A 24648-nucleotide genomic window follows, 5' to 3' on the forward strand; every position below is an offset into this window, starting at 1 on the left:
GCGTTCCTTCGTGTCAGACAAGAATGTCGAGGGTGGTCTGGGGGCCGTTCAGCAGCCTGGCGGTGCGGATGGCTTGATCATCGGCCAGCGCATCCCAGCGGTTTCCGGGCCGCGGCCCGTTCCGGTCGCCCGGGCCGGAGCCGGTGCCGCCGGGGTCCCGGCCAGCGGCGAACTGGCCGCCGGTCCCGTTCCGGTCCTGGCCCGTGCCGTGCTGGGTCCCGTGCTGTCCGAACCCGGGACCGTTGTGGTCGGAGAGGTCAAGGCTGGCCCCGAATCCGGCGCCCTGGAGTTCCCTGCGGAGTTCGGGCAGGATTCCGCGGACCGCTTCACGTCCCGCGTCGCCCGGGGCGAAGAGCTCAATCCGGACACCGGCGGCGTCGATCTGGGCCCGGACCGTCAGCGGACCGAGATCTTCCGGGCTGACCTTGAGGGTCATGATGTGCTGTCCTTGGGTTGCCCCCACGAGGGTGAAAAGCGGTTTGGCCAGCTGGGACTGGAGGGGCGCCGCGTAATGGGGTGCCTGCGGGGACGCGGACTGGAACGCCGGCTGCGCAGCGGCCTGGGCAGCGGGCTGGGGAACTGGCTGGGCCACGGTTGCCGTCGCCACAGTCGGCTGGACGGGGATTGCGGCCGCCGCCGGGGCGTCGCTTTCCGGATCGGACGCAGCCTGGGCGGCGTTGGGCACCGGTGCCGCGACTGGTTCCGTCAGGACGACGGCGGGGAAAGACACGGGTGCGGGTGCAGATGCGGGTGCGGGTGCAGGTGCAGGTGCGGGTGCAGGTGCGGGTGCAGGTGCAGGTGCGGGTGCAGGTGTGGCTCCAGTAGAGGAGCCGGTGCCAGCCTGGGCGGTGCCGGACGGGACGGTACTGGAGGGCCTGGTGCCGGGCGCGTGGGTCGGCGCCGTCGGCACTTGTCCGGGCGCGGACGGAGCGACGACGGCGATGCCTGACCCGTTGACCGCCCGCGCGGACACGGCCGCGGTGTTGGCCGCCGGCGACGCACTCTGATCGGAACCAAGTCCCGGCGCCGTCTGTGCCGCCGCTCCCCCGCCCGGTACCGCGGCGGCGGCCGAAGCTGTGGTGGCGGCCTGCACGGTGACTGCCGGGGTTTGCCCTGCCGGTGCAGCCTCGGGCGGTCCACCGAGCACCGGGACCGGACCGGTCGCGGGGGTGATCCCCGCGGCGCCGGTGGCAGTCGAGGCCAACGGCGAGGCCGCGACTGTTGCCAACGGCGCGGCAGCGACTGTAGCCGGTGCGGTGGCCACGGCGTTGACGGGGGCAGCCGCCGGGGCAGGAACCGGCCCGATGCCCGGCCGGCCGGCGCCGGCTTTGAGCCCGGCCAGCGGGACCGCACCCGCAGTCTGCGAGGCCGCAACTGCGCTCGGCTTACCGTCCGGCATCGTCCCAGCGGGGACGGCGTCCGCAGTCTGGCGCCGCGTTGCGGCCAATCCCGGGGTCGCGACGGCGGGGGTCGCGACGGCCGCGGCCTGCGCGGCGTCTGCCGGCACTTCGTCGGGAAGACCCGCCGGGGTCGCGGACGCCGTGGCTGCCGGCGCGGCAGTGCGGAAACCATCGATGCTGTTCGACGGCGGGGCAACGGCCTGCGTCGACTGTCCGGGCAGCGCACCCTGACCACCCTGACCACGTTGTGCAAAGGAGACAAACTGGGCCGGCGGGAATTCGGCCGTGCCGTACTGGGCTGGAACGTACGGGGCTGGAACGTACGGGGCCGGAACGTAAGGGGCCGGGCCGAACTGGGCCACGAGGCTGGCGCTGCCTGACGAAGCAGCGTCGGTCCCCGGCGCGGCCCCGGAAGCAGCGTCGGCCGGCGTCGCAGTGTTCGCAGCGGTGCCGCGCAGCGAAGCGGGGTCCGTGCCGCCGTCGGGCTGCGGCAGTTCGGCCGCCGTGTCATCGGCCGCCGGCACGGCCTTAGCGGCGCCCGGCTCTGCCCCGGTGCTGTTGCCCGCTGCGACCTGGACGTCGTTGAGGACCGAGTCGAAGGACGCGGCTGCTGTGTTTCCGTTTTCGGTGCCGGGCCGCGGGTCCGCGCCCTGCCGGGCCGCCCGGATGGGCGCTCCCAGCGCGGCCGGAAGCTCCGTCGATGCCGCCTTCATGATCCCGCCCCTGCGGGCACGATGCGCCGGATGGAGGTCAGGTTGGACTGCTGCTCCCAGGCATCGCGGATCTGGATGGTCTTGCCCGGCACGGGTGCGTCGATCGCCTTGCCGTTGCCCAGGTAGATGGAAATGTGGTTGCCACCGAAGCTCACCAGGAGGTCTCCGGGTTTCGCTTCGGCGAGGGACGCCACCGGGGTGCCCTGCCGCATCTGGTCGCTCACCACGCGGGGAAGCTCCACGCCGAGGTCCTTGAAGACCCGCTGGGTGAAGCCGGAGCAGTCCATGCCGGAGGCCGGATTGGTGCCGCCCCACACATAGGGAACACCGATGTACTTCTTCGCCACTGCCACCACGTCGTTGCCCGTCGCGGCCCCACCGGTGTGTACGGCTCCGGCTGCCTGGGCGCCGGTGAGCACGGCGGGCCCGGCCGCCGTTGTGCCGCCCAGACCAAGTGACGTACCCAGTGAGGTGCCCAGGCCCAGGCTGTCCGTCAGGGAGGCGGCATCCGTTGCGCCGTTGCCGCCCAGTGCCGCGGCAAGTGCCTGGGTGAATGTGGCGGAGTCGCCGGTGCCGGTCGCGGTCGCGAGCGAGGTCGCAGCTGCGGCCTTGGCAGCGGCTGCGCTGGTTTCCGCGGCCGCAGGCCGGCTCAATTCCGCGATCATCGACTGGATGCCCTGCATCCGGCCGATCGCCTCAGTCATGCTCATGGCTTCACCTGCTGCTCATCGCGGTGCCAGAGGGTCGAGGCGATCTCATCGAGGGCCGACTGTTCGGCGCGCAGGTCCGCGGAGTTGACCTCGGCGTCGTGCCGGGCTTGCAGTTTTTCCAGCCCCACGGACCTTGTGCGGGCAGCGATGAACTCGGCGCGGGCATTGGCTTCCTCGGCCTCGGCAAGGTGGGTGAGGTTTTGCAGGTCCGCGAGCATGCTGTGCGCGGATGACCGGGCGGCGGCGACGGCGCGCAGGGAGGCCGAGCTGGAGATGGGGTCATCCGTGGCGGCAAGTTCGCGGCGGGCGGCGGCTTCGCGGACCCGGACGGAGCTGGAACGTGAGCGGGCGCGCGCCAGCCCGGTTGCCGCCTGATCCTGCTGGAGCTGGCGGAGGCGCAGGAGGCCAGCCAGTGAGAATTCGCGGTTCATGCTGCTGCTCCCAGGATCGAAGTGAGGTGGCCGAGCCGTTGCCAGGACTCGGGGTGGGCCGTGGATTCGTCCATCGGCTGCTGGAGGAAACCGCTGACGTCCTGCTCGTGGTTCAGCGCAGCGTCCACCAGCGGGTTGGTCCCGGCCTGGTAGGCGCCGACATCGATCAGGTCCTGCGCTGCCTTGCGGGCTGCGAGGACCCGGCGGAGCGTGGCGGCGGCGTCGAGGTGTGGCCGGGAATTGACCTTGCTGGCCACCCGGGATACGGATCCGAGCACGTCCACGGACGGGAAGTGCCCGGTGACGGCGAGTTTGCGGTCCAGCACCACGTGGCCGTCCAGGATGGAGCGGGCGGCGTCGGCGATGGGCTCGTTATGGTCATCGCCGTCCACCAGCACGGTGTAGATGCCGGTAACGGAGCCGGTTTCGGCCGTGCCGGCGCGCTCCAGCAGCCGGGCCAGGATGGAAAAGGTCGACGGCGGGTAGCCGCGGGTGGCAGGGGGCTCGCCGGCCGAGAGGCCAATTTCGCGCTGCGCCATGGCCACCCGGGTCAGGGAGTCCATCATGAGAACCACATCCTGGCCCTGGTCGCGGAACGACTCGGCGATGCGGGTGGCGGTGAAGGCGGCGCGCATGCGCATGAGGGCGGGTTCGTCGGAGGTGGCGACGACCACCACGGAGCGCGCCAGGCCGGCGGCGCCGAGGTCGTCTTCGAGGAACTCGCGGACTTCGCGGCCGCGTTCGCCTACGAGGGCGATCACCGAGACTTCGGCATCGGTTCCGCGGGCGATCATCGAGAGCAGGGAGGATTTGCCGACTCCGGAGCCGGCAAACAGGCCCATGCGCTGGCCCTTGCCGAGCGTCGTCATGGTGTCCAGGACGCGCACGCCGGTCTGCAGCGCGGTGTCTATGCGGGCGCGTTTCATGGCGTTCGGTGCCTCGTTGTCGATCGGCACGCGCGGTCCGCTGAGCAGCGGACCCTTGCCATCGATCGGGCGCCCGAGGCCGTCAAGGACCCGGCCGAACAGGCCCGGCCCGGTGGGGACCAATACCGCGCTGCCTTTGGCGCGCACCGGGTCACCGGCAGCTACCCCGGCCAGCCGGCCCAGAGGCATGCAGCGCACGGAGCCGTCCAGCGCCGCGACGACTTCGGCGTCAAGGCCAGGGTTCTCGCCTACGGTCACGAGGTCACCAAGGGCGCAGTCCAGACCCGACACTTCCAGGCCCAGCCCGATGACCGAGGTGACGACGCCGACGCGTTGCGGGGCGGCCGCGGCCAGCGCGGCGGCATAGTCGGCGCCCATCGGCCGCCACTCGGCGATCATGCCTGGCCCCGGTAGGCGCCGGCATCGAATTCGGCCTGGCCGGAGTCTCCCGGCATGGCGCCTCCCAGCAGTGCATCTCCCAGCGGGCCCTCTGCCGACGCTGCCTCTCCCAGCAGCGCCGCGCGGGCACGCCCCAGGGCGGTGCGGAGGCTGGCGTCGAACCAGCCCTGCTGGTATTCGACCTTCGCGTCGCCGCGGCCCAGGGAGGGGTCCGCGATCAGAGGCAGCCCGGCGGGCAGTTCCTGGCCTTCCCGGCTGAGGACGTCGATGTCCGCCGGGTGCAGCCGGATTGCCAGTACCGTGGCGGAGTCATTCCCGGAGAGGGCGCGGGCCAGGGCGGCCCGGGCGGTTCGGGTGCCTTCGGCCAGTTCATAGCCGAGGATGGCCTCGGCCAGTTCCAGCGCCGTGCGGGCCAGGATTTCCTCGGCGTCCTGCAGCGCCTGGACGTTGCGGTGCGCAAAGTCTGTCCTGGCGACGGCGAGGGCGCGCACGGCGCGGTCCAGGTCCTGCTGTCCGGCGGCCAGGGAGGCAGCCTGCTCGGCGGCCATCCGGTCCCGCCAACGGCGCTGTTCTTTCGCTGCCGCGCGCACACCGGCGGCGTAGCCCGCGGCGTGGCCTTCGGTATAGCCGGCCTGTTCGGCGGCCGGGCCGTTGGCCCGCAGCGACGGGAAGACGACGCGCGCCGGGGCGTTGAGGCCCGCGCCGTTGTCAGTAGACATAGTCTTCTTCGTCCCCGCGCTGGATGGTGATCTGGCCTTCGGCCTCGAGCTCGCGGATCGACCGGACGACGGCGGCACGGGCCTCTTCGATCTGCGAGGCACGCAGGGGTCCCAGAGCGGCGATCTCGGATTCGAGGATTTCCAGGTTGCGTCCGGAGACGTTCGTGGTGATGGTTTCCAGGACCGGCTCGGAGGCGCCCTTCATCGCCATCGCCAGGACGGCCGCGTCGAGTCCGCGCAGCACCAGCTGCACGTCGCGGCGTTCCAGCTTCACGATGTCGTCGAACGTCACCATCTGGGCCCGGATCTCCACCGCGAGGTCGGGATCGAGCAGGTCCAGGCCGTCCAGCACGGACCGTTCCGTGCCGGCGTCGGTCCGGTTGATGATCTCCAGCAGCGGCTGGATGCCGCCCACCACCTTCGAGGCCTGCTGGGACACGGCTGCGCCGCCGCGGAGTTTGAGGGTGTCGGCGACGATCCCGATCGCCTCGGGCGCACCGGATCCCATGGTGGCGATGCTGAGCGCGACGTCGGCGCGCAGCGAGCCGGGCAGCCCGGACATCACGGCCGAGGCCTTGCGCGGGCTGAGGTGGGCGAGGACCAGGGCGATGGTCTGCGGCAGTTCGCCGTCGATCAGGGCCAGGATCTGCACGGGTTCGATGTCTTCGAGGAACTCGAAGGACTTGCCGGCCATATTGACAGTCAGGCGGTTGATGAGCCCGGCGGCCTTCTCCGAGCCGAAGGAGGCCTCCAGCAGGCCTTCGGCGAGTTCCCGCCCGCCGCGGGCCTGGCGCGTGGCTGTCTGCGCGGCCTGGTGGAAGTCCTTCATGATCTGCTCAGTGACGTCCGAGTCCACCTTCCGGAGCTTGACGATCTCCCCGGCAATCTCCTCCGCCTCGGTATCCGTGAACTGGGCCATGACCTTGGCGGCGTTCTCGGGGCTCATCTGCATCAGGACGACGGCGGCGCGCTGGGTTCCGGTCAGGGGCGTATCGGTTGTTTTCATGCCGGTTGCCTGTCATCCATGAGGCTGCGCAGGTAGTCAGCGGCCCGTTCCGGGTTGGCGGCGACCATGCTGTCGATTTCAAACCGGCGGCGCTCGGATTCCAGCTGTTCGGTGCTCGGGCCCGGAAGCGGGGGCAGGGCGGTGATCGGGATCGCCGACGTCGCCGGCGGAAGGGCCACCACAGGCGGGGCCACCGGCATGATCTCCAGGTCCAGGCGTTCGCCGAGGTCCACGGGCTCGCGCTTCTGGCGGCGCCGCAGGATGATCGTGACCACGAGGGCCAGGATCAGCAGGCCCAGCAGGATGCTGCCTGCGGTGACGAGGGTTCCGAAGAACGCGGCCTGCTTCTCGGCTTCGGCGTTGGCCTGGGCCTCGGCGAGCGCCCTGGCGGCGTCGTCGGCGGCTGCGGTGCTGAACGGCACAACCTCGACCGTGACAATATCGCCGCGCGCGGTGTCGGCCCCGGCTGCGGAGGTGACGAGGTTCTTCAGCGACGCCAGGTTCAGGCCGCCGGCGGCGGCCTGGCTGACGGCGACGGAAATGGTCTGCCGCTTGATGGCACCGGCCGGGATGGTCCGGTCCTCGGTGACCTTGTTGACCGCGTTGTTCTTGGTTTCGGTGGAGGAATCGAAGTTGCCGTTGCCGCTCGTGCCGCCGGGAACAGCGATGTTGTCCGGGCCGAGGACGCCCGCGGCGCCTCCCCCGGTTCCGGTGTATTTCTCGGTCTTCGACGACTCACTGAGCGGCAGGGCGCCCTTGGCATTGGAGAAGGTCTCGCTCTTCTGCTGCGCCGATTCGCCGGTCACGTCGGCGGCGACGGCGACGGTGGAGTTGCCCGGGCCCACCACGCGGTCCATGACGGCGCGGACGGCGTCGGAGGTGCGCTGCTGGTAGTCGCTGGCCTGCTTGGTGGACGATCCTGCGGTCCCGCCGCCGACGGTGGAGAGCACGTTGCCCTGCGAATCGACCACGGAGACGTTGGAGGGCTTGAGGTTTTCGATGGCGGCGGAGGTCAGGTGGACGATCGCCTGCACCTTGTCACCGGTCAGCGCGGCGCCGGCGTCGGTCTCGATGAACACCGACGCGGTGGTGTCCGGGGCCTTGGACACAAACACTGTTTTCTCGGGGATGGCGAGCCGGACGGCGGCGGTCTTCACGCCGTCCATGGCGGAGATGGTGCTGGCAAGTTCGCCCTCGAGGGCGCGCTTGTACGTGACGGACTGCTGGAATTCCGAGGACGTCACGCCCATCTTGTCCAGCAGGGAGTAGCCGGTGGCGGCGGCAGTCGGCAGGCCCGCGGCCGCTGCCTTGAGGCGTTCGTCGTAGACCTTGTCCTGCGGCACCAGGATGGTGGATCCGCCGTCGCTGAGCTCGTACGGAACGTTGTCCTTGCGGAGCTGTTCGACGATGCCGTTGGCGTCGGTGGTCTGCAGGCCGGAGAACAGCGGGGTCAGCACCGGGCGGGTAAGCCAGGCGGACAGGGCAACGATGCCCACCACCAGCAGGGCAGCGCCGATCACGGCGATGGTGCGCTGGCCGGCGGTGAAGCTCTTCAGGCCCGCGCCGAAGCGCTGGAAGAAAGCGGTAATCTGCGGAGGCATCAGGCCTGCATCCTCATGATCTCGTTGAACGCGTCAACGCCCTTGTTGCGCATGGTGGCCATGAGCTCCAGCGTCACCTGGGCCCGGGTCGCGGCAAGCGTGGCGTTGTGGATGTCATCCAGGTTGCCGGTCACGGCGGACACAGCCAGCTGGTTCGACGTCGACTGCAGCTGCTGGAGGTTATCCACCGCCCCGGTGAGGGAGGTGGCGAAGGCGGAGCCGTCGGTGCCGGCAACGGGGGACGCGGCTGGGTCCACGCCTGCGACGTAGCTTGTGGGAAGGACGCCCTGGACGGGGGCGATGGGGCCGACAGTCATTAGGAGCGTCCAATCTCGAGGGCGGCCATGTAGGTTTCGCGGGCGCGGTCCACTACCTGCGCGTTGGCCTGGTAGCCGCGCTGGGCGATGATGAGCGCGCCCATCTGTTCGGCCATGTCGATGTCCGGGTACTTCACGTTGCCGTTGGCGTCCGCCAGCGGGTGGTCCGGCTGGTAGACGATCCTGCCCTCGGCGTTGCCGAGCTGGGTGCTTTTGACGTACACGCCCGAGCCCTGCGAGCCTTCTGCGGCCTCGACGTACCGGGCCTGGAAGGCCGGGCCGGACGTGGCAGAGGCGTTGTTCATGTTGGCGAGGTTGTCCGAGACGGCATCGAGCCACTTGCGGTGGACAGTCAGGGCGGAGCCGGCGATGCCGATCATGTCGAAGGTCATCAGCTGGTCCTCAGGGCGGAGCGGACGGCGGTGAACTCGGTGTTGACGGCGCGGGCGGCGAACTGGAACCGCAGCACGGTGTCGATGTTGGACAGGGTCTCGGTGTCCAGGTTGACGTTGTTGCCGTTCAGTTGGGTGGGCTCCAGGGATTCCGCCGTGGTTGCCTGGACGCGGCCGTTCCCGGACTGCACCGACGCTGCGAGGGCGTCCTCGAAGCTGACGCGCTTCGCATGGTAATTCGGCGTGTTGACGTTCGCGATGTTGTTCGCGATGGTCCGCTGGCGCAGTGCCAGCCCGTCCATGGCGCTGGCCAGGGCGGCGGAAGTCACGGATTCGAGCACAGAGTCCTGCCTGGGAAAGGTGGGGGGTGGCCGATCCGTGGCCGGTAATCGAGCGATCCGTGCTCTTACAGTGGTTATCGGCACTGCTCAGCGCCGCGTTAGGTGAAATCAGGAGAGGATTTCAGATGTTTTGGAACCCGGGATTCCTAGCCGTTGACATCCAGGTACAGGGCTCCGGCGGACTCCCCCACGCCGGGCACTGACGATACCGCCTGCAGCTGCCGGGCGACTCCCAGCCGCGCCTCTTCCAGCCGAAGGGCAACGCGTTCCTGGGCGGCGGCCAGTGCGACGGCGCGACGCCGGGCGGTCGCCGGCAACGGCCCGGTCATCGACGGCGGAGACCAGCGCTTTTCCGGCCGGGGTTCCGCCGCCGATCCCGCGGGGGCGGCGAGCGGGCCCAGCGGATCCTTCAGGGTCCGCTCGGCGGCCTGCACCGCCATTTCAAGCACATCCAGGACGGCCATCCAGGCGGCCAGGGTGGTGTCTTCAGGGATCTTGCCGGGAAGGGACGAATCGGCGTCGTTGGGTCCGGCTCTCCCTGGGCCGATATCCGAGTAAGCCTGTTCAGCCAAAGCCGAGACTCCCGCCGCCTGTTCCGGGCCCGGTGTTCCAGGCCCCTGCTGCCGGGAAACCGGCTGGAGCTGCGGCGGGAAACGCCGCGGGGGTTGCGGGCACGGGTACCGCGGCGGCGGCCTCGTGCCAGGTCTGCCGCAGGGGCTCCAGGAGTTCGATCGCTTCCCGGGTCAGCGCCGCGTCCCGCTGGATGTTCGCGTTGGTCAGTGCCGTGGAGACGTAGTTGTAGACCCCCAGCAGCCCGTTGGCTCCGTCCCACGCGTCGACCTTCAGCGAGGAGGACAGCTCGGACACGATGGCCTGGGCGTGCAGCAGGTTTTCCGACGCGGCGGTCCAGTCGGCAGCGTGCTGCGCCGTTTCCGCCCGGCCCAGGTCCAGCAGGAGACGGTCGTAGAGCATGGTGAGGAGGCGTGCCGGCGGAGCCGACAGGACCGAGTCCGCGAGGTACTGGTTCCGCTGGCCGGCATTGCCGTAGCCGCCGCCGAAGGAGGTCAGAGTCATGATGAAGAGCTTCCTGAAGAGAGTCCTGCGAGTTGGGAGGACAGCCAGGACGACTGCGCTTTCATGCCGCTGAGAGCGACCTCCAGCGCGGAGTAGGTCCGCTGCAGCGTGGTCCGGCGCATTTCCAGGCGGTCGTCCCAATCGGCGATCTGGTCGGTGTAGTCCTTCGCGGTGGACTGCTGTCCCTTGATCTTGGTGCTGAGCAGCCCAGTGGAGGGATCGGAGGCCTGCTTGGCGGCGTCCGCCACGCGGCCCGCGATGGTGGCCACGGCCGCCATTGTCCCGGCCGGGTCCTTCGCCAGGGCGTCGCCGAATTTGGTGGCGTCGAATTCCATCGTCCCGGTCTTGGTGACGCTGATGCCAAGCTCGGACGGCGATTTTCCGTTCAGGGGCTGGGACGCAGCGGCCAGGATCGCGGCGTTGACGGTACGGACGGTACTGTCCCCGGTGAACACGCCGCCTGAAGTCACCGGGTTGCCGGAGGCGTCGGTGCTGCTGACCACGGCGCTCTTGGTCGCGATCTGCGCCAGGACTCCGTTGACGGAGTTGATCAGGTCAGAGGCGGCCTTGCTGATCTGGGCGTTGTCACGGGCAACGGTGACGCGTGTGGGAGCGGCAGAGACCTCGGAGACGGTGATCGAGACTCCGTTCAGGACATCCGCGAAGGTGTTGGTGGCGGAGTTGAGCGTCGCTTCCGCAGCTGTTCCCGCCCACAGCTTGATCTGCGCATCCTGCGCAGGCTGCACTTCTGTCAGTCCAGCGGTGCCGTCCGGATCGGCGATGCTGAACCCGCCCGCGACGCCGGTCTTGGACGAGGCAAATTGCAGCCTGTATTCACCGCCGCCCACGGAAACTTTCGATGCGACAATGCCGGCGCCGGAGAGGTTCACGGCGGAAACGACGTCGTCCAGGGAGGACGTGAGCGGAGTGACGGTGACGGCCTGGCCGCCTTCACCGGTGACCGTCATGGTGGTGTACGGCCACGCGGCGAGGTTCTTGCTAACGGAGACCTGGGTCTGGGCCAGCTGGGAGACGGTGAAATCAACCGCCCCGGGTTTCGCCCCGGTACTGACCGTGGTGGAGACCTTGGTGGAGCTGCTCGAGGCCGAATACAGTTCCATGCTCATGGGGTCGGAGAGCTTGCCGGCCTTCGTTGCGAGGTCCGCGACGGCGGTATTGAGTCCCTGCAGGGCCGAGATGCCGGTTTGGACAGTCGCGGCCTTGTTCTTGATGAGGCTTTGCGGGATGGCTTCCACGGCCATCAGGGAGTTGATCAGGGCAGTGGTGTCCAAACCGCTGGAAAGTCCGTCGATAGAAAGTCCCATGCCTACAACTCCTTAGAACAATGGCCGGCTGAATCAGTAATGGCTGGTGGTACTGCGCAGCGCCCGGGGAGAAGAATTCTCTCCCCGGGCGCCACGTGCGGCTGAACTACTTAGCGGAAGTCACCGGAGTGATCGCTTCCCGCCGTGGTTTAGCGCAGGAGCTGCAGAACACCCTGGTTGGACTGGTTTGCCTGGGCCAGCATTGCGGTGCCGGCCTGGGACAGGATGTTGTTGCGGGTGAACTTGACCATTTCCTCAGCCATATCCGTGTCGCGGATACGGGAGTTGGAAGCCGTCAGGTTTTCCTTGGCAACGTTGATCGTCTGCACAGCCGACTCGAGGCGGTTCTGGGTAGCACCCAGGTCTGCTCGGGCCGTGGAGACCGCGATGATCTGCTGGTCGATCAACTTGATGGAAGCCTGGGCCTTGGTGGCACTGGTGAAGTCGAGGCCCGTACCGACGGAAGCCGTCTCGGCTCCAGCGGCGAGGCCGGTACCTGCGGTGCCGTTGTCGGCGTCGAGCAGCGTTCCGCCGTCTTTGGCCTGAACGACGATGCCGGTGCCGGCGCCATTGGCATCCTTTTCAACGGAAACGGTGAACTTGGCGGAGAAGTCGGCGTCACCGCGCAGTGCATCGGCGTAACCCTCGACACTCGTGAACGAGCTGCCCAAGTCAGCGGTCGTAACTGTCGTAACGACGCCGTCCTTCGTTGACGTGAAGGTTGCTGCGCCTGCAAGGGCAGTCGCATCCGCGATGTCGAAGGTGCTGCCCCCGCTTGCCAACGCGCCAAGGTTCAGCGTGGTAGCAATCGCCTTGACATTCGCACCAGACAGGTCAACGGCGATCTGGCTATCAGCGTCGCCGTTGGCACCGACCTGGATGCTCAGCTTCGTGTTGTCACCGTTGAGCAGCTTGGTGCCGTTGAAGTCGGTCCCGCCAGAGATACGGCCAAGTTCGTTCACGAGGCTGGTGGCTTCAGTCTTGATAGCCGCGCGGGATTCGTTGTTATTCGTGTCGTTAGCGGCCTGGACACCCAGGTCGCGCAGACGCTGCAGGATGGAGTGAGCCTGGTTCAGGCCGCCTTCAGCGGTCTGGACAAGGCCGATGCCGTCCTGGGCGTTGCGGGAAGCAACCGTGAGGCCGCCGATCTGGGACTTCAGGCCTTCGGAGATTGCCAGGCCGGCCGCGTCGTCACCGGCGCGGTTGATGCGCAGGCCGCTGGAAAGCTTCTCCAGCGACTTGGACAGGTCGGTCTGTGTGTTGCTGAGGCTGCGGTAAGCGTTGTTCGCAGCCATGTTGGTGTTGATCTGCATTCCCATGATGTTTCCTCCATGATTGGGACGATGTGCGATGGCCCATCCGTGGGCCTTCAGAAGTAGTTATCGCCATTTGGCCAGCACACGTAAGGAAGATTCCAAAAAGAGTTTTCAGTTCAACGCCCCGCCTGGCCCCGCCTGTTATCAGCCATATTGCCGCTAACGAATCCTGCGCCCCTGCCGATAGTTTCTACGAACCCTGCTGGAGGCTTAATCGTCCGCACGATGAAACCGAAGCCCCGGCACCACCGCACCAGTCATTTGCACCATTCACACATGAGGGAGCCGTCCGGACCATGGCCATCCACGAACTTTCAGCCCTGCTGTGGCGGGAGCGTGAACTCCTGGACGTTCTCACCTTCAAGCTGGAGGAAGAGCAACTGCTGCTTACCGCCGGCAAATCGCGCTGGCTTCCCCACGGCACCAAGGAAGTCGAGCAGGTGCTGGAACACCTCTCCAAGGCGAGCCTCGCCCGCACCATCGAAGCCGCCGTCGTGGCCGAAACCTGGGGGCTGCCCACTGACGCGTCCCTGGGTGAACTCGCCGCTGCCGCGCCGGAAGGCGCCTGGTCCGAAATCCTCACGGCTCATCTGACGGCGTTAACCCACCAGACGACACTGATCAAGGAACTGCGCGACTCGAACGAGCAGTACCTGCGCTCCGCGGTCCGTTCCACCCAGGAATCCCTCGCGGATCTGGGGCCCACCGCTGCGGCCGGCACCTATGACGCCCAGGGCAAGACCGGGGAAACTGCAGCCTCGCGTATTTTCGACAAGCAATTCTAAGGAAGCGACCATGAGTACCTTCGGCGCCCTGAACACCGCCTACCGTGGCTTGACCGCCGCCCAGCAGGGCATGAACGTGGCCGGGCAGAACATTGCCAACGCCGCCACCGAGGGTTACACCCGGCAGCGCGTCCAGCAGTCTTCGATCGCGGCTCCCGCGCAGGGCCTGTTCGGCTCGGGCCGTCCCGAGGCCGGGAACGGCGTCTCCGTGGACGGCATCGCACGCCTGGGCAGCAGCTTCCTTGACGGAAGCGTCCGCTCGACGGCGGCCCAGTCCGGCTACGCCAGCGCCCGGTCCTCGGCACTCCAAGGGATAGAAGGCATCCTTCAGGAACCCGGCGAAAACGGCATCTCCACCGCGCTCCAGGGCTTCTGGTCGGCCTGGCAAGGCGCCGCCAACCAGCCCGACGACTCCGCCGCCAAGGGACTGGTCCTGCAGGCCGGCAACGAGCTCGCCACCAAGGTCTCCTCGTCCTACCGCTCCCTTGAGGGCCAGTGGAGCAGCGTCCGCGGCCAGGCCCAAGGCGCCGTGGACGCCGTCAATGCCGCCGCCACGCAGGTGGCCGCCTTCAACACCAGCATCCGCTCCACCCTCGCCGCGGGAGGATCGGCCAACGAGCTGATCGATGCGCGGGCCAAGCTCACCGAGACCATCTCCCGGCTGACTGGCGGCACGGTCAGGGAACAGGCCGACGGCACTGTGGATGTCCACGTCGGCGGAAACGCCCTCGTGATGGGCAGCTCCGTCCGGGCACTCGCCCTCTCCGGAAGCCAGACTGCGGACAAACTCGGCACAGCCGTGCAGCTTGAGTGGGCGGACCGGCCGGGTGCGGCAATCGCCGTCGCCGACGGGGAAATCGCCGGCGCGTTGTCCGTCCTGGCCCCTGCCGCGAACGGCGGCGCCATCGACTCGGCCGCACAGTCCCTGAACAAGTTCGCCGGCGACCTGCGGGACGCGGTCAATGCCCTTCACTTCGGCGGACGGACCTCTGACGGCACCTCGTCCGGCAACTTCTTCGACCCGCCGGCCGCGGGCCCCGCCGCCCTCGCTCTCGCCGTTGTGCCCAAGGCCGCCGCGGAGATCGCGGTCGGCGTGGCGGGTGCGGGGAACCTGGACGGCAGCCTCGCCGACAAAATCTCACAGCTTGGCACTGGGCCGGGGTCTCCGGACAGCGCCTGGGCAAACATCGTCACCGGGATCGGGGTGCAGTCACGCGGTGCCCAGCAGCATGAAGCGTTGAGCTCGGCAGCGGAGATCTCCGCCCAGTCCAACCGCGCCTCGCAGGCGTCTGTCAGCCTGGACGAAGAAAACGTCAGCCTGCTCACCAACCAGCACGCTTACCAGGCCGCGGCCCGTGTCATGACGGCTGTGGACGAAGCCCTGGACGTCCTGATCAACCGCACCGGACTGGTAGGAAGGTAGACATGCTGAACCGGGTAACCAATCTGACCATGACCGCGGCCGCCCAGCGGACCCTGCAGGCCCAGCAGTCCAAGCTGGCCCAGCTGCAGGAAAAGGCCACCACGCTGGACAAGATCTCACGCCCGTCCGATGATCCTGCCGCCACGGCGCAGGCTCTCGATACGCGCGCGCGGCTCGCCGCCAACGCACAGTACGGCAGGAACATCGACGACGGCGCCAGCTGGCTCAACGCGGCCGACTCCGCCCTCAGCCAGGCCACCAACGTCATGAACCGCATCCTCGACCTCACGGTCCAGGCCGGCAACGGCGCGCTCAACCAGGCGGGCAAGGACGCGATCGCCGTCGAGCTCGAAGGGCTGAACAAGGATCTGCTCTCAACCGCCAACAGCAAGCACCTTGGCCGGAACATTTTTGCTGGAAGTTCGGACGCGGCGACAGCCTTCAGCCCGGCCATCCCGGCTGACCCGAGCATCCCCGGAGACACCGGAACTCCCCCGGTTTTCAACGGCGTCACGGGTGGTTCAGTGGAACGGCGCATCAGTGCCGACAGAACCGTCCGGGTCGACGCGGACGGCGCCGCGATCTTCGGCAGCGGCTCCGGCTCCGTCTTCGACGCCGTCACCAAGACCATCGAATCCCTGCGCAAAGGCGAGGATGCCACCGTGAACCTCACCAACCTGCAGGCGTCTTTCAAGAACATCGTCAGCGGGCGTGCTGAAATAGGAACACGGCAGGTGCAGCTGGAACGCGCCGGCAACGTCAACACCGAACTGGAGGCCACCTTGGATGCACAGAAGATGGGCATTGAAAAGGCAGATCTCGGCAGCGTCATCATGGACCTGAAGCTTCAGGAAACCAACTACCAGGTGGCCCTCGCGGCGACGGCCCGGGTGCTTCAGCCCACCCTGATGGACTTCCTGCGGTGAGCACCCCGGTCATGGACACTCCGGTCGCCAGCCTGCCCCTCACATTCACCACACCCATGCCTGGCTTCGAGGAGCTGCACGATTTCGCGCTGCGGAGCGTCGAGGGCGCGGCCGGACTGTACGCCCTGGAGGCAAGTTCCAGTCCGGTGCGGCTATTCCTGGCCGATGCGGCCGTGTTTGCACCGAGCTACGCTCCGCCGGTCCCGGCAGCTTCGTTGGAGGCCCTGGAACTCGACGAGCAGGCGGCCCCCCAGGTACTGGTCGTGGTCAACCACTCCCCCGGCTCCACGACCGTCAACCTCATGGCCCCGATCGTTCTGAACCGCGCCACGGGACGCTGCACCCAGCTGGTGCTCGACGGCCGGGACTACCCGCTCCGGGCCGAACTCAACTCCCTCTAGCCGACCCGCCCGGCAAGGCGCGCACTGCGTTGCGCCTGACCAGCCCTGCCTTGCGCCTCACCAGCCTGCCCTGCGCTTCACCAGAAATGCGCCACGTCCACCACGAGGCGGGATCCGGAGTCCGGACCTGGCAGTGCCAGGACCCGGAACGGCAGCCGGGCGCGGACCCCCAGGCCCATGGTCGAATAGCCCTCGAAGCTGCCCGCCCACGCCACCTGCCGGAAGGTCTGGTAGCCGGCCAGGTCAGCCAGTTCATTCTTGTTCGGCGGGTTGTAGGTGGGATTGCCGGCGTCGTCATATGCGGGCGCATTGACCGTAAGCTGAATGAAGGCCTGGCCCCGCAGCGGAACCGGCAGGCCGGACCCGTCCTGCACCACCGCGGGTACGTAGCGGACGGTGTAGCCGGCCACGGGGCCGTTGAGGTCAATGACCAGCCGGTCAAAGCAGTAGTGCTGACCGGTCCGAACGTTCACCACCTTGGCCTGGCTCATGGCCGGATCCGTTTTGACCAGCGACCCCCAGGCCTGTCCGCAGTACGGGTCTGCGGCAGCAGGCGCCGGCGCAAGAATCCCGAGACCTGCGGCCATCAGCACAGCCGCGAGCAACGCGTTGACCTTCAACTGGATCTTCTTCAACTGGGTCTTCTTCAAGCCCGCCACCCCCTGGTGCTGCCTGACCCTTGGGCTGGCGGAACAGTCAGCGCAGGTCAGACGCTTTCAGCGTAGGCGGGCCAAGGCCGGCGGGCGAGGTCCTCCGCAGTTTCGGCGCCCAACCGTTAGCGTGGCCCGCTGCTGGTCACGGACGGATTGCACGGACACCTCTCGTGAAGATCGTTCACGAACAGATAACACTGTCAGCCGCAGGCGTGGCCGGGAACGGCGAAGCGCCGGCACCCTCGCGGGTCCGGCGCTTCGTACGGCCTGGCTGTTGCCGGAAGGTTTTAGCCTTCGCAGTCGCGGCAGTACTTCATGCCGTTCTTCTCAAGGGCCACCTGGGACCTGTGACGGACCAGGAAGCAGGAGGAGCAGGTAAATTCATCGGACTGCTCCGGAACAACAATGACCGTCAGCTCTTCGCCGGACAGATCCGCACCGGGAAGATCAATGCCTTCAGCGGTGTCGTTCTCATCGACGTCGATCACAGCGGTCTGCGCGCCGCCGCCGCGGGACGCCTGAAGGGCCTCCAGCGACTCAGCGGGAGATTCTTCTTCTGTCTTGCGTGGGGCGTCGTAATCGGTAGCCATATCGGGGTTCACTTTCGTTGCTGCGCAGCGCCATTTCAGGCACCTCAGTGAAGCAGTTTAGGACATTATGCAGGGAGTTGAGCAATAGTGTGGCCTATCAGACAGAATGAGTCGGACGGGCCCTGGAAACCCGGGCAGCGGCCCCCGGACGGGAGCCCTCCGCGCGGCGGCCGGGCAGTTCAGGTGCGGCATTTCAGTCGACCGGCCAGACCACCAGCGTCTGCCACTTCGCTGGATCGGGTTCGACGCCGGGGTCGGTGAGGTAGTACTCCCACATCGCTCCCCCCGGGCTCGCGCCGTCCTGCCGCATCCGCGCCATGATCGCGCCGTAAGTACGCTGCAGTGATTCGTAGGGACCGGTGTGCATCGCCTCGTAGGCCGGGCCTGCCGGGAGGGTGCCGGCCACAACCGCCGTGTCCGCGCCACTGGGGTTCGTGAAAGGCGCGGCGAGGGGGAACCCCGCTTCCACGTCGACGACGTCCGTCGGCGTGCCGCGGTACAGCGCAAACGGGGGCCCGGCCAACTGGACATGCTGCTCCTGCACCGCACCCATGACGGCGGCGAAGGCACGGCCGAAAAAATCCCGCAACGCATTCATCGGAACTGTCTCATGCACCACCGCCGTGGGCTGTTCTTTGAGCTGGGCGGCCCTAATGTCCGGGGCCGGCCCCGGGTTCGTTTGAGTCATACCCCAGACTCTGCCGGGACTAATCCACGGTCTAGGGCCTTACGGCCCGCGCCCCGAGGGGAGGTCCGCGCCGTAGTCCAGTAGCGGTCCGGCTGCCGGCACGGGGAGGGCGCGGGTTTCGCCCCGAATAAATAAATGAACTTTATTCATATTAGGTCTTGCCCCACGAGGCTATCGCCCTCAAACTAAATGAACCACGTTCATTAATGTGACGCCCGTCTCACTGGAGTAGCCATGATCGAAATCACGTCCCTCGACACCCCGCCCTCCCTGGCCCGCACCACGCCGTCCAGCCCCGCATCGTCCAGCACCGCGCCGTCCAGCACAACACAGTCCAGCCGGCCGGCGCTGCGGATCGGCGTCGTGCAGCACCGCTGGCATCCGGACGCCGCGGCCCTGCACGCCGAACTGGACGAAGGCATCGGGCGCGCCGCCAGGCTGGGAGCCGCCGTCGTCTTCCTCCCCGAGCTCACGCTGTCCCGCTACCCCGCGGACACTCTTCCCGAAAATGACGCCGCCCGCGGCGGGACCAGCCGCCCGCGGCCCTCGGACATCGCCGAGGACCTGTTCACCGGCCCCACGTTCCGGTTCGCGGCGGACGCGGCCCGGAGGCACGGCATCTGCGTCCACGCTTCGCTGTACCAGAAGGCGGAGAACCCGGACGGCACAGACGACGGCCTGGGCCTGAACACCGCCATCCTGGTGTCCCCCGGGGGCGAACTCCTGGCCCGCACCCACAAGCTCCACATTCCCGTCACGGCCGGCTACTACGAGGACAAATTCTTCCGCCAGGGTCCGGACGGCGACGATGCCTACGAGGTCCACTCCCCCGCCGAACTCGGCGGCGCACGGTTGGGCATGCCCACCTGCTGGGACGAGTGGTTCCCGGAGCTGGCGCGGATCTACTCCCTCGGCGGCGCGGAACTCCTGGTCTACCCCACAGCCATCGGCTCCGAGCCGGACCACCCGGACTTCGACACCCAGCCGTTGTGGCAGCAGGTCATCGTGGGCAACGGCATCGCCAACGGGCTGTTCATGGTGGTCCCCAACCGGTGCGGCAGCGAAGGCACACTGAACTTCTACGGTTCCTCCTTCATCTCCGATCCCTACGGCCGGATCCTCGCCCAGGCGCCGCGGGACGAATCCGCGGTGCTCGTCGCGGACCTCGACCTCGACCAGCGCCGGGACTGGCTCACGCTCTTCCCATTCCTGGCGACCCGGCGCCCGGACACGTACGGGCGGCTGACCGAACCGGTACGCCCCGACGCCCCGCTCGGCGCCGACACCAGCAAGGCCACCGCATGAGCGCGTGGCGGATGCCGTCCGAAACGGCGCCCCAGGACCGTGTCTGGATGGCGTTCCCCACCGGCGGCTACACCCTGGGCGAAACAGCGGCAGAAGCCCACGCCGCCCGCTCCGTCTGGGCCGCCGTCGCGAACGCCGTCGTGGAATTCGAACCGGTCACCATGCTGGTGGCGCCGGCGGATGTGCGGACCGCTGCGGACTACCTCCACCCGGATATCGAGGTGGTCCCCGCCGCGCTGAACGACGCCTGGATGCGGGACATCGGCCCCACGTTCGTCCTCGACGACCGCGGCCGGCTCGGCGCCGTCGACTGGGTCTTCAACGGCTGGGGCGGCCAGGACTGGGCCGCCTGGGACAAGGACGCGCTCGTGGCGTCGGCCGTTGCGGCCCGCTCGGGGGCCAGCCATCTCGTCTCGCCGCTGGTGAACGAAGGCGGCGGCATCCACGTCGACGGCGAAGGCACGGTCCTCGTCACCGAGACGGTCCAGCTCGATCCGGGCCGCAATCCCGGGCTCAGCAGGGCCGACGTTGAGGCCGAGCTGGGCCGGACCCTGGGCGTGAGCCACGTCGTCTGGCTTCCCCGCGGCCTGACCCGGGATTCGGAACGGTTCGGCACGCGCGGCCACGTCGACATCGTCGCGGCCATCCCGTCCCCGGGCACCGTGCTGGTCCATTCCCAGCAGAACCCGGCACACCCCGACTTCGAAGTCTGCCGGGACATCATCAGCCACCTCGCCACCACCCGGGACGCGGCCGGCCGCGAATGGAACATCATCGAGGTCCCCGCCCCGGAAACCCTGACGGATGAGGAGGGCTTCGTCGACTACAGCTACATCAACCACCTGGTGGTCAACGGCGGCGTCATCGCCTGCACCTTCAACGACCCGATGGACGAAAAAGCCTTGCGCATCCTTAGCGACGCCTACCCCGGCCGCAGGGTAGTCGGCATCGACGCCCGCGAGCTTTTCGCCCGCGGCGGCGGCATCCACTGCATCACCCAACAGCAACCGTCCACCCCCCAGAAAAAAGGTCAGCAATGAGTCAGACTATCGGCCGCGAAGACGGCACCATCACGCACGACGTCGTCGATCCGGCCGGTTCCAAGCACGGCATCTCCGGCAAGGGCCTTAAAGGCGGCCAGCTGGGCCTGCTCGCCGTCGTCGTCCTCGGCATCTCCTCCGTGGCACCCGCCTACAGCCTGACCAGTTCGCTGGGACCCGCCGTCGGCGCCGTGGGCCTGCAGCTGCCGGCGATCTTCATCGTCGCGTTCATCCCGATGATCCTGGTGGCGTTCGCCTACCGGGAGCTCAACGCGGATTCACCGGACAGCGGCACCACCTTCACGTGGGCCACGAAGGCGTTCGGCCCGTTCGTCGGGTGGATGGGCGGCTGGGGTCTGCTGGCCGCCAACATCATTGTCCTGTCCAACCTGGCCGGCGTCGCGGTGGACTTCTTCTACCTCTTCCTGGCCCAGGTGTTCAACAACCCGGACCTCGCGGACCTGACCTCCAACACGGCCATAAACATCGTGACGTGCCTGGTGTTCGTGGCACTGGCCGTCTGGGTCAGCTACCGCGGGCTGCATGCCACCAAGCTGGTGCAGTACACCATGGTCGGATTCCAGGTCCTCGTCCTGGGCATCTTCGTCGTCATGGCACTCACCCACGCCGCCTCGGGCGAGTCGGGCACCGCGATCGCCTTCAGCTGGGACTGGTTCAACCCGATGAAGATCGGCAGCTTCGAGCAGTTCGCCGCCGGCATGTCGCTGGCCGTCTTCGTCTACTGGGGCTGGGACGTCTGCCTCACCGTGAACGAGGAAACCAAGGGCGGCAAGGGTACCGCCGGCCGGGCAGGAACCACGACGGCGGTCGCCGTCCTGGCCCTTTACCTCGTCGCGATCGTGGCCACCATGATGGTCGCCGGCACCGGAACCGACGGCATCGGCCTGAACAACCCGGACAACCAGTCGAATATCTTTGCGGCACTGGCTTCGCCCGTCATGGGTCCGCTGGCCATCCTGATGTCCCTGGCCGTGCTCTCCGGCACCGCGTCGTCCCTGCAGTCCACCATGGCCTCCCCCGCCCGCAGCCTGCTGGCGATGGGCCACTACGGGGCGCTGCCGCCGCGCTTCGCATCCGTCAGCAAGCGGTTCGGGTCCCCCGGTTTCGCCACGGTGATTGCCGGTGTGATCTCCGGCGGCTTCTATGCCGTCATGAAGGTGGTCAGCGAGAACGTCCTCAATGACACCATCATGGCCCTGGGCCTGATGATCTGCTTCTACTACGCCCTCACGGCCTTCGCCTGCACCTGGTATTTCCGGCACAGCCTGTTCTCCAGCGTCCGCAACTTCTTCATGCGGCTGCTGTTCCCGGTCCTGGGCGGCCTGGTCCTCACCGTGGTCTTCTTCCAGACGGCCGTGGACAGCTGGGCACCGGAATTCGGCAGCGGCTCGGAGGTCTTCGGCGTGGGCCTGGTGTTCATTCTGGGGATCGGCATCCTCGCCCTCGGCGTCGTGATCATGCTGGTCGCCGCGAAACTGCACCCGGGCTTCTTCCGGGGCGAGACCATCCGGAAGGACACCCCCGCCCTGGTGGTTCCGGAGTAGCCTCCCAGCAAGGACCCGCTGGCCCGGATGAGCTCTGGGCCGGCGGGTTTTTGCGTGCCTCCGTCGCCCGCAACGCTGCCATTGCATGTTGAGGAACACCTCCCCGTGCTAGATTCACGCTGTCTGCATCTCCGCAGGCTCTAGCGCAGCCTGTTCCGGGCGCGGCAACTTGGGGGAAATTTTTATGCTGCTATTCAACCGCGTCCGGGCTCTATCAATTCCGTTGTTCCTGGTTGGGGTCATGATGCTCTCCCTGGCGCAGCTTGCCCCCGCATCCGCTGCGCCGGCTCCGGCGACGGCGGTACTTGCAACGTCCGCCGCGCCGCTGAAGACAGCCCCGGTGCCGACGATCACGGGCACAACAAAGGTCGGCTACACCCTGACCGCGGTCCCGGGCACCTGGGGTCCGGCACCCGTCACCCTGCAGTATCAGTGGAAGGCCAACGGTGTCGTCGTCATCGGCGCGACTGCCGCCACCTACAAACTGACCGCGGCGCAGGCCGGCAAGGCCCTCACCGTCACCGGAACCAAGACCGGCTACACCACCGCCTCCAAAACCTCGGCCCCCACCGCAGCCATCGCCGCCGGCTCGCTCGGACCGGCCCCTGTGCCGACAATCACCGGCATGACAAAAGTCGGCTACACCCTGACCGCGGTCCCGGGCACGTGGGGTCCCGCGCCCGTCACCCTGAAGTATCAGTGGAAGGCGAACGGCGTCGTCATCGTCGGCGCCAACGCCGCTACCTACAAACCCGCCGCAGCGCAGGCCGGCAAGGCCCTCACCGTCACAGTCACCGCAACGAAGACCGGCTACACCACCGCCGCCAAGACGTCGGCCGGCACAGCAGCAATCACGCCCGCGGGACCCGGCGTCGACGTGTCCTGGCCGCAGTGCGGCAAACCCCTGCCCAAGGGCCAGAGCTTCGCGATCATCGGTGTGAACAACGGCCTGGCGAACAACACCAACCCGTGCCTGGCCACCCAGCTGTCCTGGGCCGCCACGTCCACCGGCGGGACCGGCCAGCCCCTCGTGGCCCTGTACGTAAACACCGGAAACCCTGGGACCGCCGGCTCCTGGTGGCCCACCAGCAACACCTACGCCGGGAAGACCGTGGCCAACCCGTACGGCCAGTGCACCAAGGGCTCGGTCGGCTCGGCGTGTTCCTTCATGTACGGGTACGCAAAGGCCTACGACGACGCCACCATCCGCGGGGTCAAGAACCCGGCCTCCTACACCTGGTGGCTGGACGTCGAGACCGAAAACTCCTGGTCAACGAACAAGGCCGCCAACAGAGCCGATCTGGAGGGCATGGCCGCCTACTTTGCCAGCATCGGCGCCAAAACAGGGCTCTACTCGACCGGCTACCAATGGGCACAAATCGTCGGCGCGGTGCCCTCGACAAGCAACCTTTACGCCCAGCGAAGCTGGCTCGCCGGCGGGAGCTCCCTCCAAAGCGCCAGCACCATGTGTTCGGCGGCACCGCTGACGGGCGGCGGGAAAGTCACCATGGCCCAGTACATCTCGGGCGGCCTCGACTACAACAAGTCCTGCATCTGAGTTCCAGGCGCCGGCCAGCCGCGCCCTAACGTTTATGCCGGGCAGCGCGCACGGCACGACGTTCAGCAGTGCCGGGTCTGACGCTGTCGCCTGTTGTGTTCTGGGATCATCATTGTTCGCCGTGTCGCACAGCTGAGTAGTCCGGGTTCAGTAGTCCGGATAGAGCTCCGCGGACGCTGTAACTGGATTGAGGGGCTCGGCAATCAATGCCGGGTCACCGAGTGCCGCTTCCGCGAGCGCTTCGCACGTCGAGAAGCGGACATCTCCTCGTTCCAGCGCCGTTTCGATAACGGTCCGCAGCGCCTCCAGCCGTCCTGCCCGTCCGGTGAGGAACGGGTGGCAAGTGAGCATGAACAGAGCACCATGACGTCGCATCGCGTCGATCTCATGAATCCACATGTCCGCCACGACAAGTGGCGACTGGATGATTTCACCGATCTTGGGTTCCGGAAGGAAGGCATACTGCTCCCAGTCATCCAGACTCCAATGTGGGGGCAGCTCCGCAACTGTGCCTGCCGGGGTTTCAATGAGATAGGGGACGTCCGCGTCCATCAGGCTGGAATCGTATTTCAGCCCGTATTCAGCCACCAACGACGGCGTCTGCCACGAGGGCTCCCACAGTGCGGCGCGATGCCCCTTTGGAGAAATGCCGAAACGCCCAAGCGCGGCAAGCGCCAGATCGAAGTCGGCGCGTTCGTCGTCGAAACTCATGTTCACCGCGGTGCGGTGAGTGTGTGAGTGGTGTGCGATCTCATGACCCGACTCCAGGACCTGTTCAACCATGCGGGGATATCGCTCCGCGGTTACCCCTGGAATGAAGAATGTCGCCGGCTGCTGCACATCCTTCAACATCTGGAGAATCCGGGGAACACCCACCTTAGGTCCGAACGCCTGGTGAGTCATCGCCATCGCATTGTCGGCGTAGCGCCGGCCGGCGGCCAGGACGGGGGACTCGGCGTCGACGTCGAACGTCAACGCGGCGACGCAGGCCGCCCCCTGCCTCCAGCCGCTTCTATCGAATGTCATGTTCGTTCCTATTAGAAG

The 24648-nt window shown here is 67.6% G+C and carries 26 protein-coding genes; 8 read left to right on the plus strand and 18 right to left on the minus strand.

The annotated features are described in order from the left end of the window. Positions 1-13: 13 nt before the first annotated feature. From B5X90_RS21325 to B5X90_RS19435, 14 genes are all read right to left on the minus strand, one after another. A complete protein-coding gene (locus tag B5X90_RS21325) occupies positions 14-2113 on the minus strand; it encodes a flagellar hook-length control protein FliK (protein WP_179129230.1) in 2100 nt (699 codons plus the stop codon). Then, positions 2110-2823 carry a C40 family peptidase gene (locus tag B5X90_RS19375; protein ID WP_079555542.1) on the minus strand — a complete coding sequence of 238 codons (714 nt, stop codon included), beginning with the start codon at positions 2821-2823 and terminating at the stop codon, positions 2110-2112. Before B5X90_RS19375 ends, B5X90_RS21325 begins: the two co-directional genes overlap by 4 nt. Then, positions 2820-3254: a flagellar FliJ family protein gene (locus B5X90_RS19380; RefSeq protein WP_079555543.1), complete on the minus strand. Its 435-nt coding sequence runs from the start codon at positions 3252-3254 to the stop codon at positions 2820-2822. Before B5X90_RS19380 ends, B5X90_RS19375 begins: the two co-directional genes overlap by 4 nt. Then, the gene (locus B5X90_RS19385) at positions 3251-4579 is read right to left on the minus strand and encodes a FliI/YscN family ATPase (protein ID WP_079555544.1); all 1329 of its coding nucleotides are present in this window, start codon (positions 4577-4579) and stop codon (positions 3251-3253) included. The genes B5X90_RS19380 and B5X90_RS19385 overlap by 4 nt, the downstream gene beginning before the upstream one ends. Further along, positions 4576-5298 carry a FliH/SctL family protein gene (locus tag B5X90_RS19390; RefSeq protein WP_079555545.1) on the minus strand — a complete coding sequence of 241 codons (723 nt, stop codon included), beginning with the start codon at positions 5296-5298 and terminating at the stop codon, positions 4576-4578. Before B5X90_RS19390 ends, B5X90_RS19385 begins: the two co-directional genes overlap by 4 nt. Further along, a complete protein-coding gene (gene fliG / locus B5X90_RS19395) occupies positions 5288-6304 on the minus strand; it encodes a flagellar motor switch protein FliG (RefSeq protein ID WP_079555546.1) in 1017 nt (338 codons plus the stop codon). The genes B5X90_RS19390 and fliG overlap by 11 nt, the downstream gene beginning before the upstream one ends. Next, positions 6301-7905, minus strand: a complete 1605-nt coding sequence (fliF, locus tag B5X90_RS19400) for a flagellar basal-body MS-ring/collar protein FliF (protein ID WP_079555547.1) — start codon at positions 7903-7905, stop codon at positions 6301-6303. The genes fliG and fliF overlap by 4 nt, the downstream gene beginning before the upstream one ends. Continuing rightward, positions 7905-8222 carry a flagellar hook-basal body complex protein FliE gene (fliE, locus tag B5X90_RS19405; RefSeq protein ID WP_079555548.1) on the minus strand — a complete coding sequence of 106 codons (318 nt, stop codon included), beginning with the start codon at positions 8220-8222 and terminating at the stop codon, positions 7905-7907. Before fliE ends, fliF begins: the two co-directional genes overlap by 1 nt. Further along, on the minus strand, positions 8222-8614 hold the full coding sequence (locus B5X90_RS19410) for a flagellar basal body rod protein FlgC (RefSeq protein ID WP_079555549.1): 393 nt from the start codon (positions 8612-8614) through the stop codon (positions 8222-8224). Before B5X90_RS19410 ends, fliE begins: the two co-directional genes overlap by 1 nt. Further along, positions 8614-8955 (minus strand): flagellar basal body rod protein FlgB, encoded by a 342-nt coding sequence (flgB, locus tag B5X90_RS19415; RefSeq protein WP_028277071.1) that lies wholly within the window; start codon positions 8953-8955, stop codon positions 8614-8616. The genes B5X90_RS19410 and flgB overlap by 1 nt, the downstream gene beginning before the upstream one ends. Before the next feature lie 146 nt (positions 8956-9101). After that, complete coding sequence (locus B5X90_RS19420; RefSeq protein WP_079555550.1) at positions 9102-9527, minus strand: hypothetical protein; 426 nt, start codon at positions 9525-9527, stop codon at positions 9102-9104. Continuing rightward, positions 9520-10029, minus strand: coding sequence for a flagellar export chaperone FliS (gene fliS / locus B5X90_RS19425; protein WP_079555551.1), 510 nt, complete (start codon positions 10027-10029; stop codon positions 9520-9522). Before fliS ends, B5X90_RS19420 begins: the two co-directional genes overlap by 8 nt. Next, positions 10026-11354: a flagellar filament capping protein FliD gene (fliD, locus tag B5X90_RS19430; protein WP_079555552.1), complete on the minus strand. Its 1329-nt coding sequence runs from the start codon at positions 11352-11354 to the stop codon at positions 10026-10028. The genes fliS and fliD overlap by 4 nt, the downstream gene beginning before the upstream one ends. Before the next feature lie 149 nt (positions 11355-11503). Then, a complete protein-coding gene (locus B5X90_RS19435; protein ID WP_079555553.1) occupies positions 11504-12673 on the minus strand; it encodes a flagellin N-terminal helical domain-containing protein in 1170 nt (389 codons plus the stop codon). 293 nt (positions 12674-12966) lie between these two features. Between B5X90_RS19435 and B5X90_RS19440 the strand changes: the two genes are divergently transcribed. From B5X90_RS19440 to fliW, 4 genes are read left to right on the plus strand one after another with little or no spacing between them, the layout of a single operon-like run. Continuing rightward, the gene (locus B5X90_RS19440) at positions 12967-13455 is read left to right on the plus strand and encodes a flagellar protein FlgN (RefSeq protein ID WP_079555554.1); all 489 of its coding nucleotides are present in this window, start codon (positions 12967-12969) and stop codon (positions 13453-13455) included. Between the two features lie 10 nt (positions 13456-13465). Further along, a complete protein-coding gene (gene flgK, locus B5X90_RS19445) occupies positions 13466-14878 on the plus strand; it encodes a flagellar hook-associated protein FlgK (RefSeq protein WP_079555555.1) in 1413 nt (470 codons plus the stop codon). 2 nt (positions 14879-14880) lie between these two features. Further along, positions 14881-15804, plus strand: a complete 924-nt coding sequence (flgL, locus tag B5X90_RS19450; protein WP_079555556.1) for a flagellar hook-associated protein FlgL — start codon at positions 14881-14883, stop codon at positions 15802-15804. Continuing rightward, complete coding sequence (fliW, locus tag B5X90_RS19455) at positions 15801-16205, plus strand: flagellar assembly protein FliW (protein WP_079555557.1); 405 nt, start codon at positions 15801-15803, stop codon at positions 16203-16205. Before flgL ends, fliW begins: the two co-directional genes overlap by 4 nt. A gap of 77 nt (positions 16206-16282) precedes the next feature. Here fliW and B5X90_RS19460 read toward each other — a convergent pair whose 3' ends face one another. The 3 genes from B5X90_RS19460 to B5X90_RS19470 form a co-directional block, all read right to left on the minus strand. Beyond that, positions 16283-16855 (minus strand): AMIN-like domain-containing (lipo)protein, encoded by a 573-nt coding sequence (locus B5X90_RS19460; RefSeq protein WP_079555572.1) that lies wholly within the window; start codon positions 16853-16855, stop codon positions 16283-16285. Between the two features lie 290 nt (positions 16856-17145). Next, a complete protein-coding gene (locus tag B5X90_RS19465; RefSeq protein WP_018775830.1) occupies positions 17146-17448 on the minus strand; it encodes a DUF4193 domain-containing protein in 303 nt (100 codons plus the stop codon). A gap of 193 nt (positions 17449-17641) precedes the next feature. Further along, positions 17642-18136, minus strand: a complete 495-nt coding sequence (locus B5X90_RS19470; protein ID WP_179129232.1) for a GyrI-like domain-containing protein — start codon at positions 18134-18136, stop codon at positions 17642-17644. A 234-nt stretch (positions 18137-18370) separates the two neighbouring features. On the opposite strand from B5X90_RS19470, the gene B5X90_RS19475 reads away from it, so the two are divergent. From B5X90_RS19475 to B5X90_RS21805, 4 genes are all read left to right on the plus strand, one after another. Then, complete coding sequence (locus B5X90_RS19475) at positions 18371-19441, plus strand: nitrilase-related carbon-nitrogen hydrolase (RefSeq protein WP_079555558.1); 1071 nt, start codon at positions 18371-18373, stop codon at positions 19439-19441. Beyond that, the gene (locus B5X90_RS19480) at positions 19438-20481 is read left to right on the plus strand and encodes an agmatine deiminase family protein (RefSeq protein ID WP_079555559.1); all 1044 of its coding nucleotides are present in this window, start codon (positions 19438-19440) and stop codon (positions 20479-20481) included. Before B5X90_RS19475 ends, B5X90_RS19480 begins: the two co-directional genes overlap by 4 nt. Beyond that, a complete protein-coding gene (locus B5X90_RS19485) occupies positions 20478-22046 on the plus strand; it encodes an APC family permease (protein ID WP_079555560.1) in 1569 nt (522 codons plus the stop codon). The genes B5X90_RS19480 and B5X90_RS19485 overlap by 4 nt, the downstream gene beginning before the upstream one ends. Before the next feature lie 184 nt (positions 22047-22230). Further along, entirely contained in the window at positions 22231-23604 is a 1374-nt protein-coding gene (locus B5X90_RS21805; RefSeq protein WP_179129234.1) for a hypothetical protein, read from the plus strand. A 147-nt stretch (positions 23605-23751) separates the two neighbouring features. On the opposite strand, the gene B5X90_RS19495 is transcribed toward B5X90_RS21805, so the two are convergent. Continuing rightward, positions 23752-24630, minus strand: a complete 879-nt coding sequence (locus tag B5X90_RS19495) for a polysaccharide deacetylase family protein (protein WP_079555562.1) — start codon at positions 24628-24630, stop codon at positions 23752-23754. Positions 24631-24648: the final 18 nt, after the last annotated feature.

This window comes from Arthrobacter sp. 49Tsu3.1M3 (assembly GCF_900168135.1).
GTDB lineage: Bacteria > Actinomycetota > Actinomycetes > Actinomycetales > Micrococcaceae > Arthrobacter.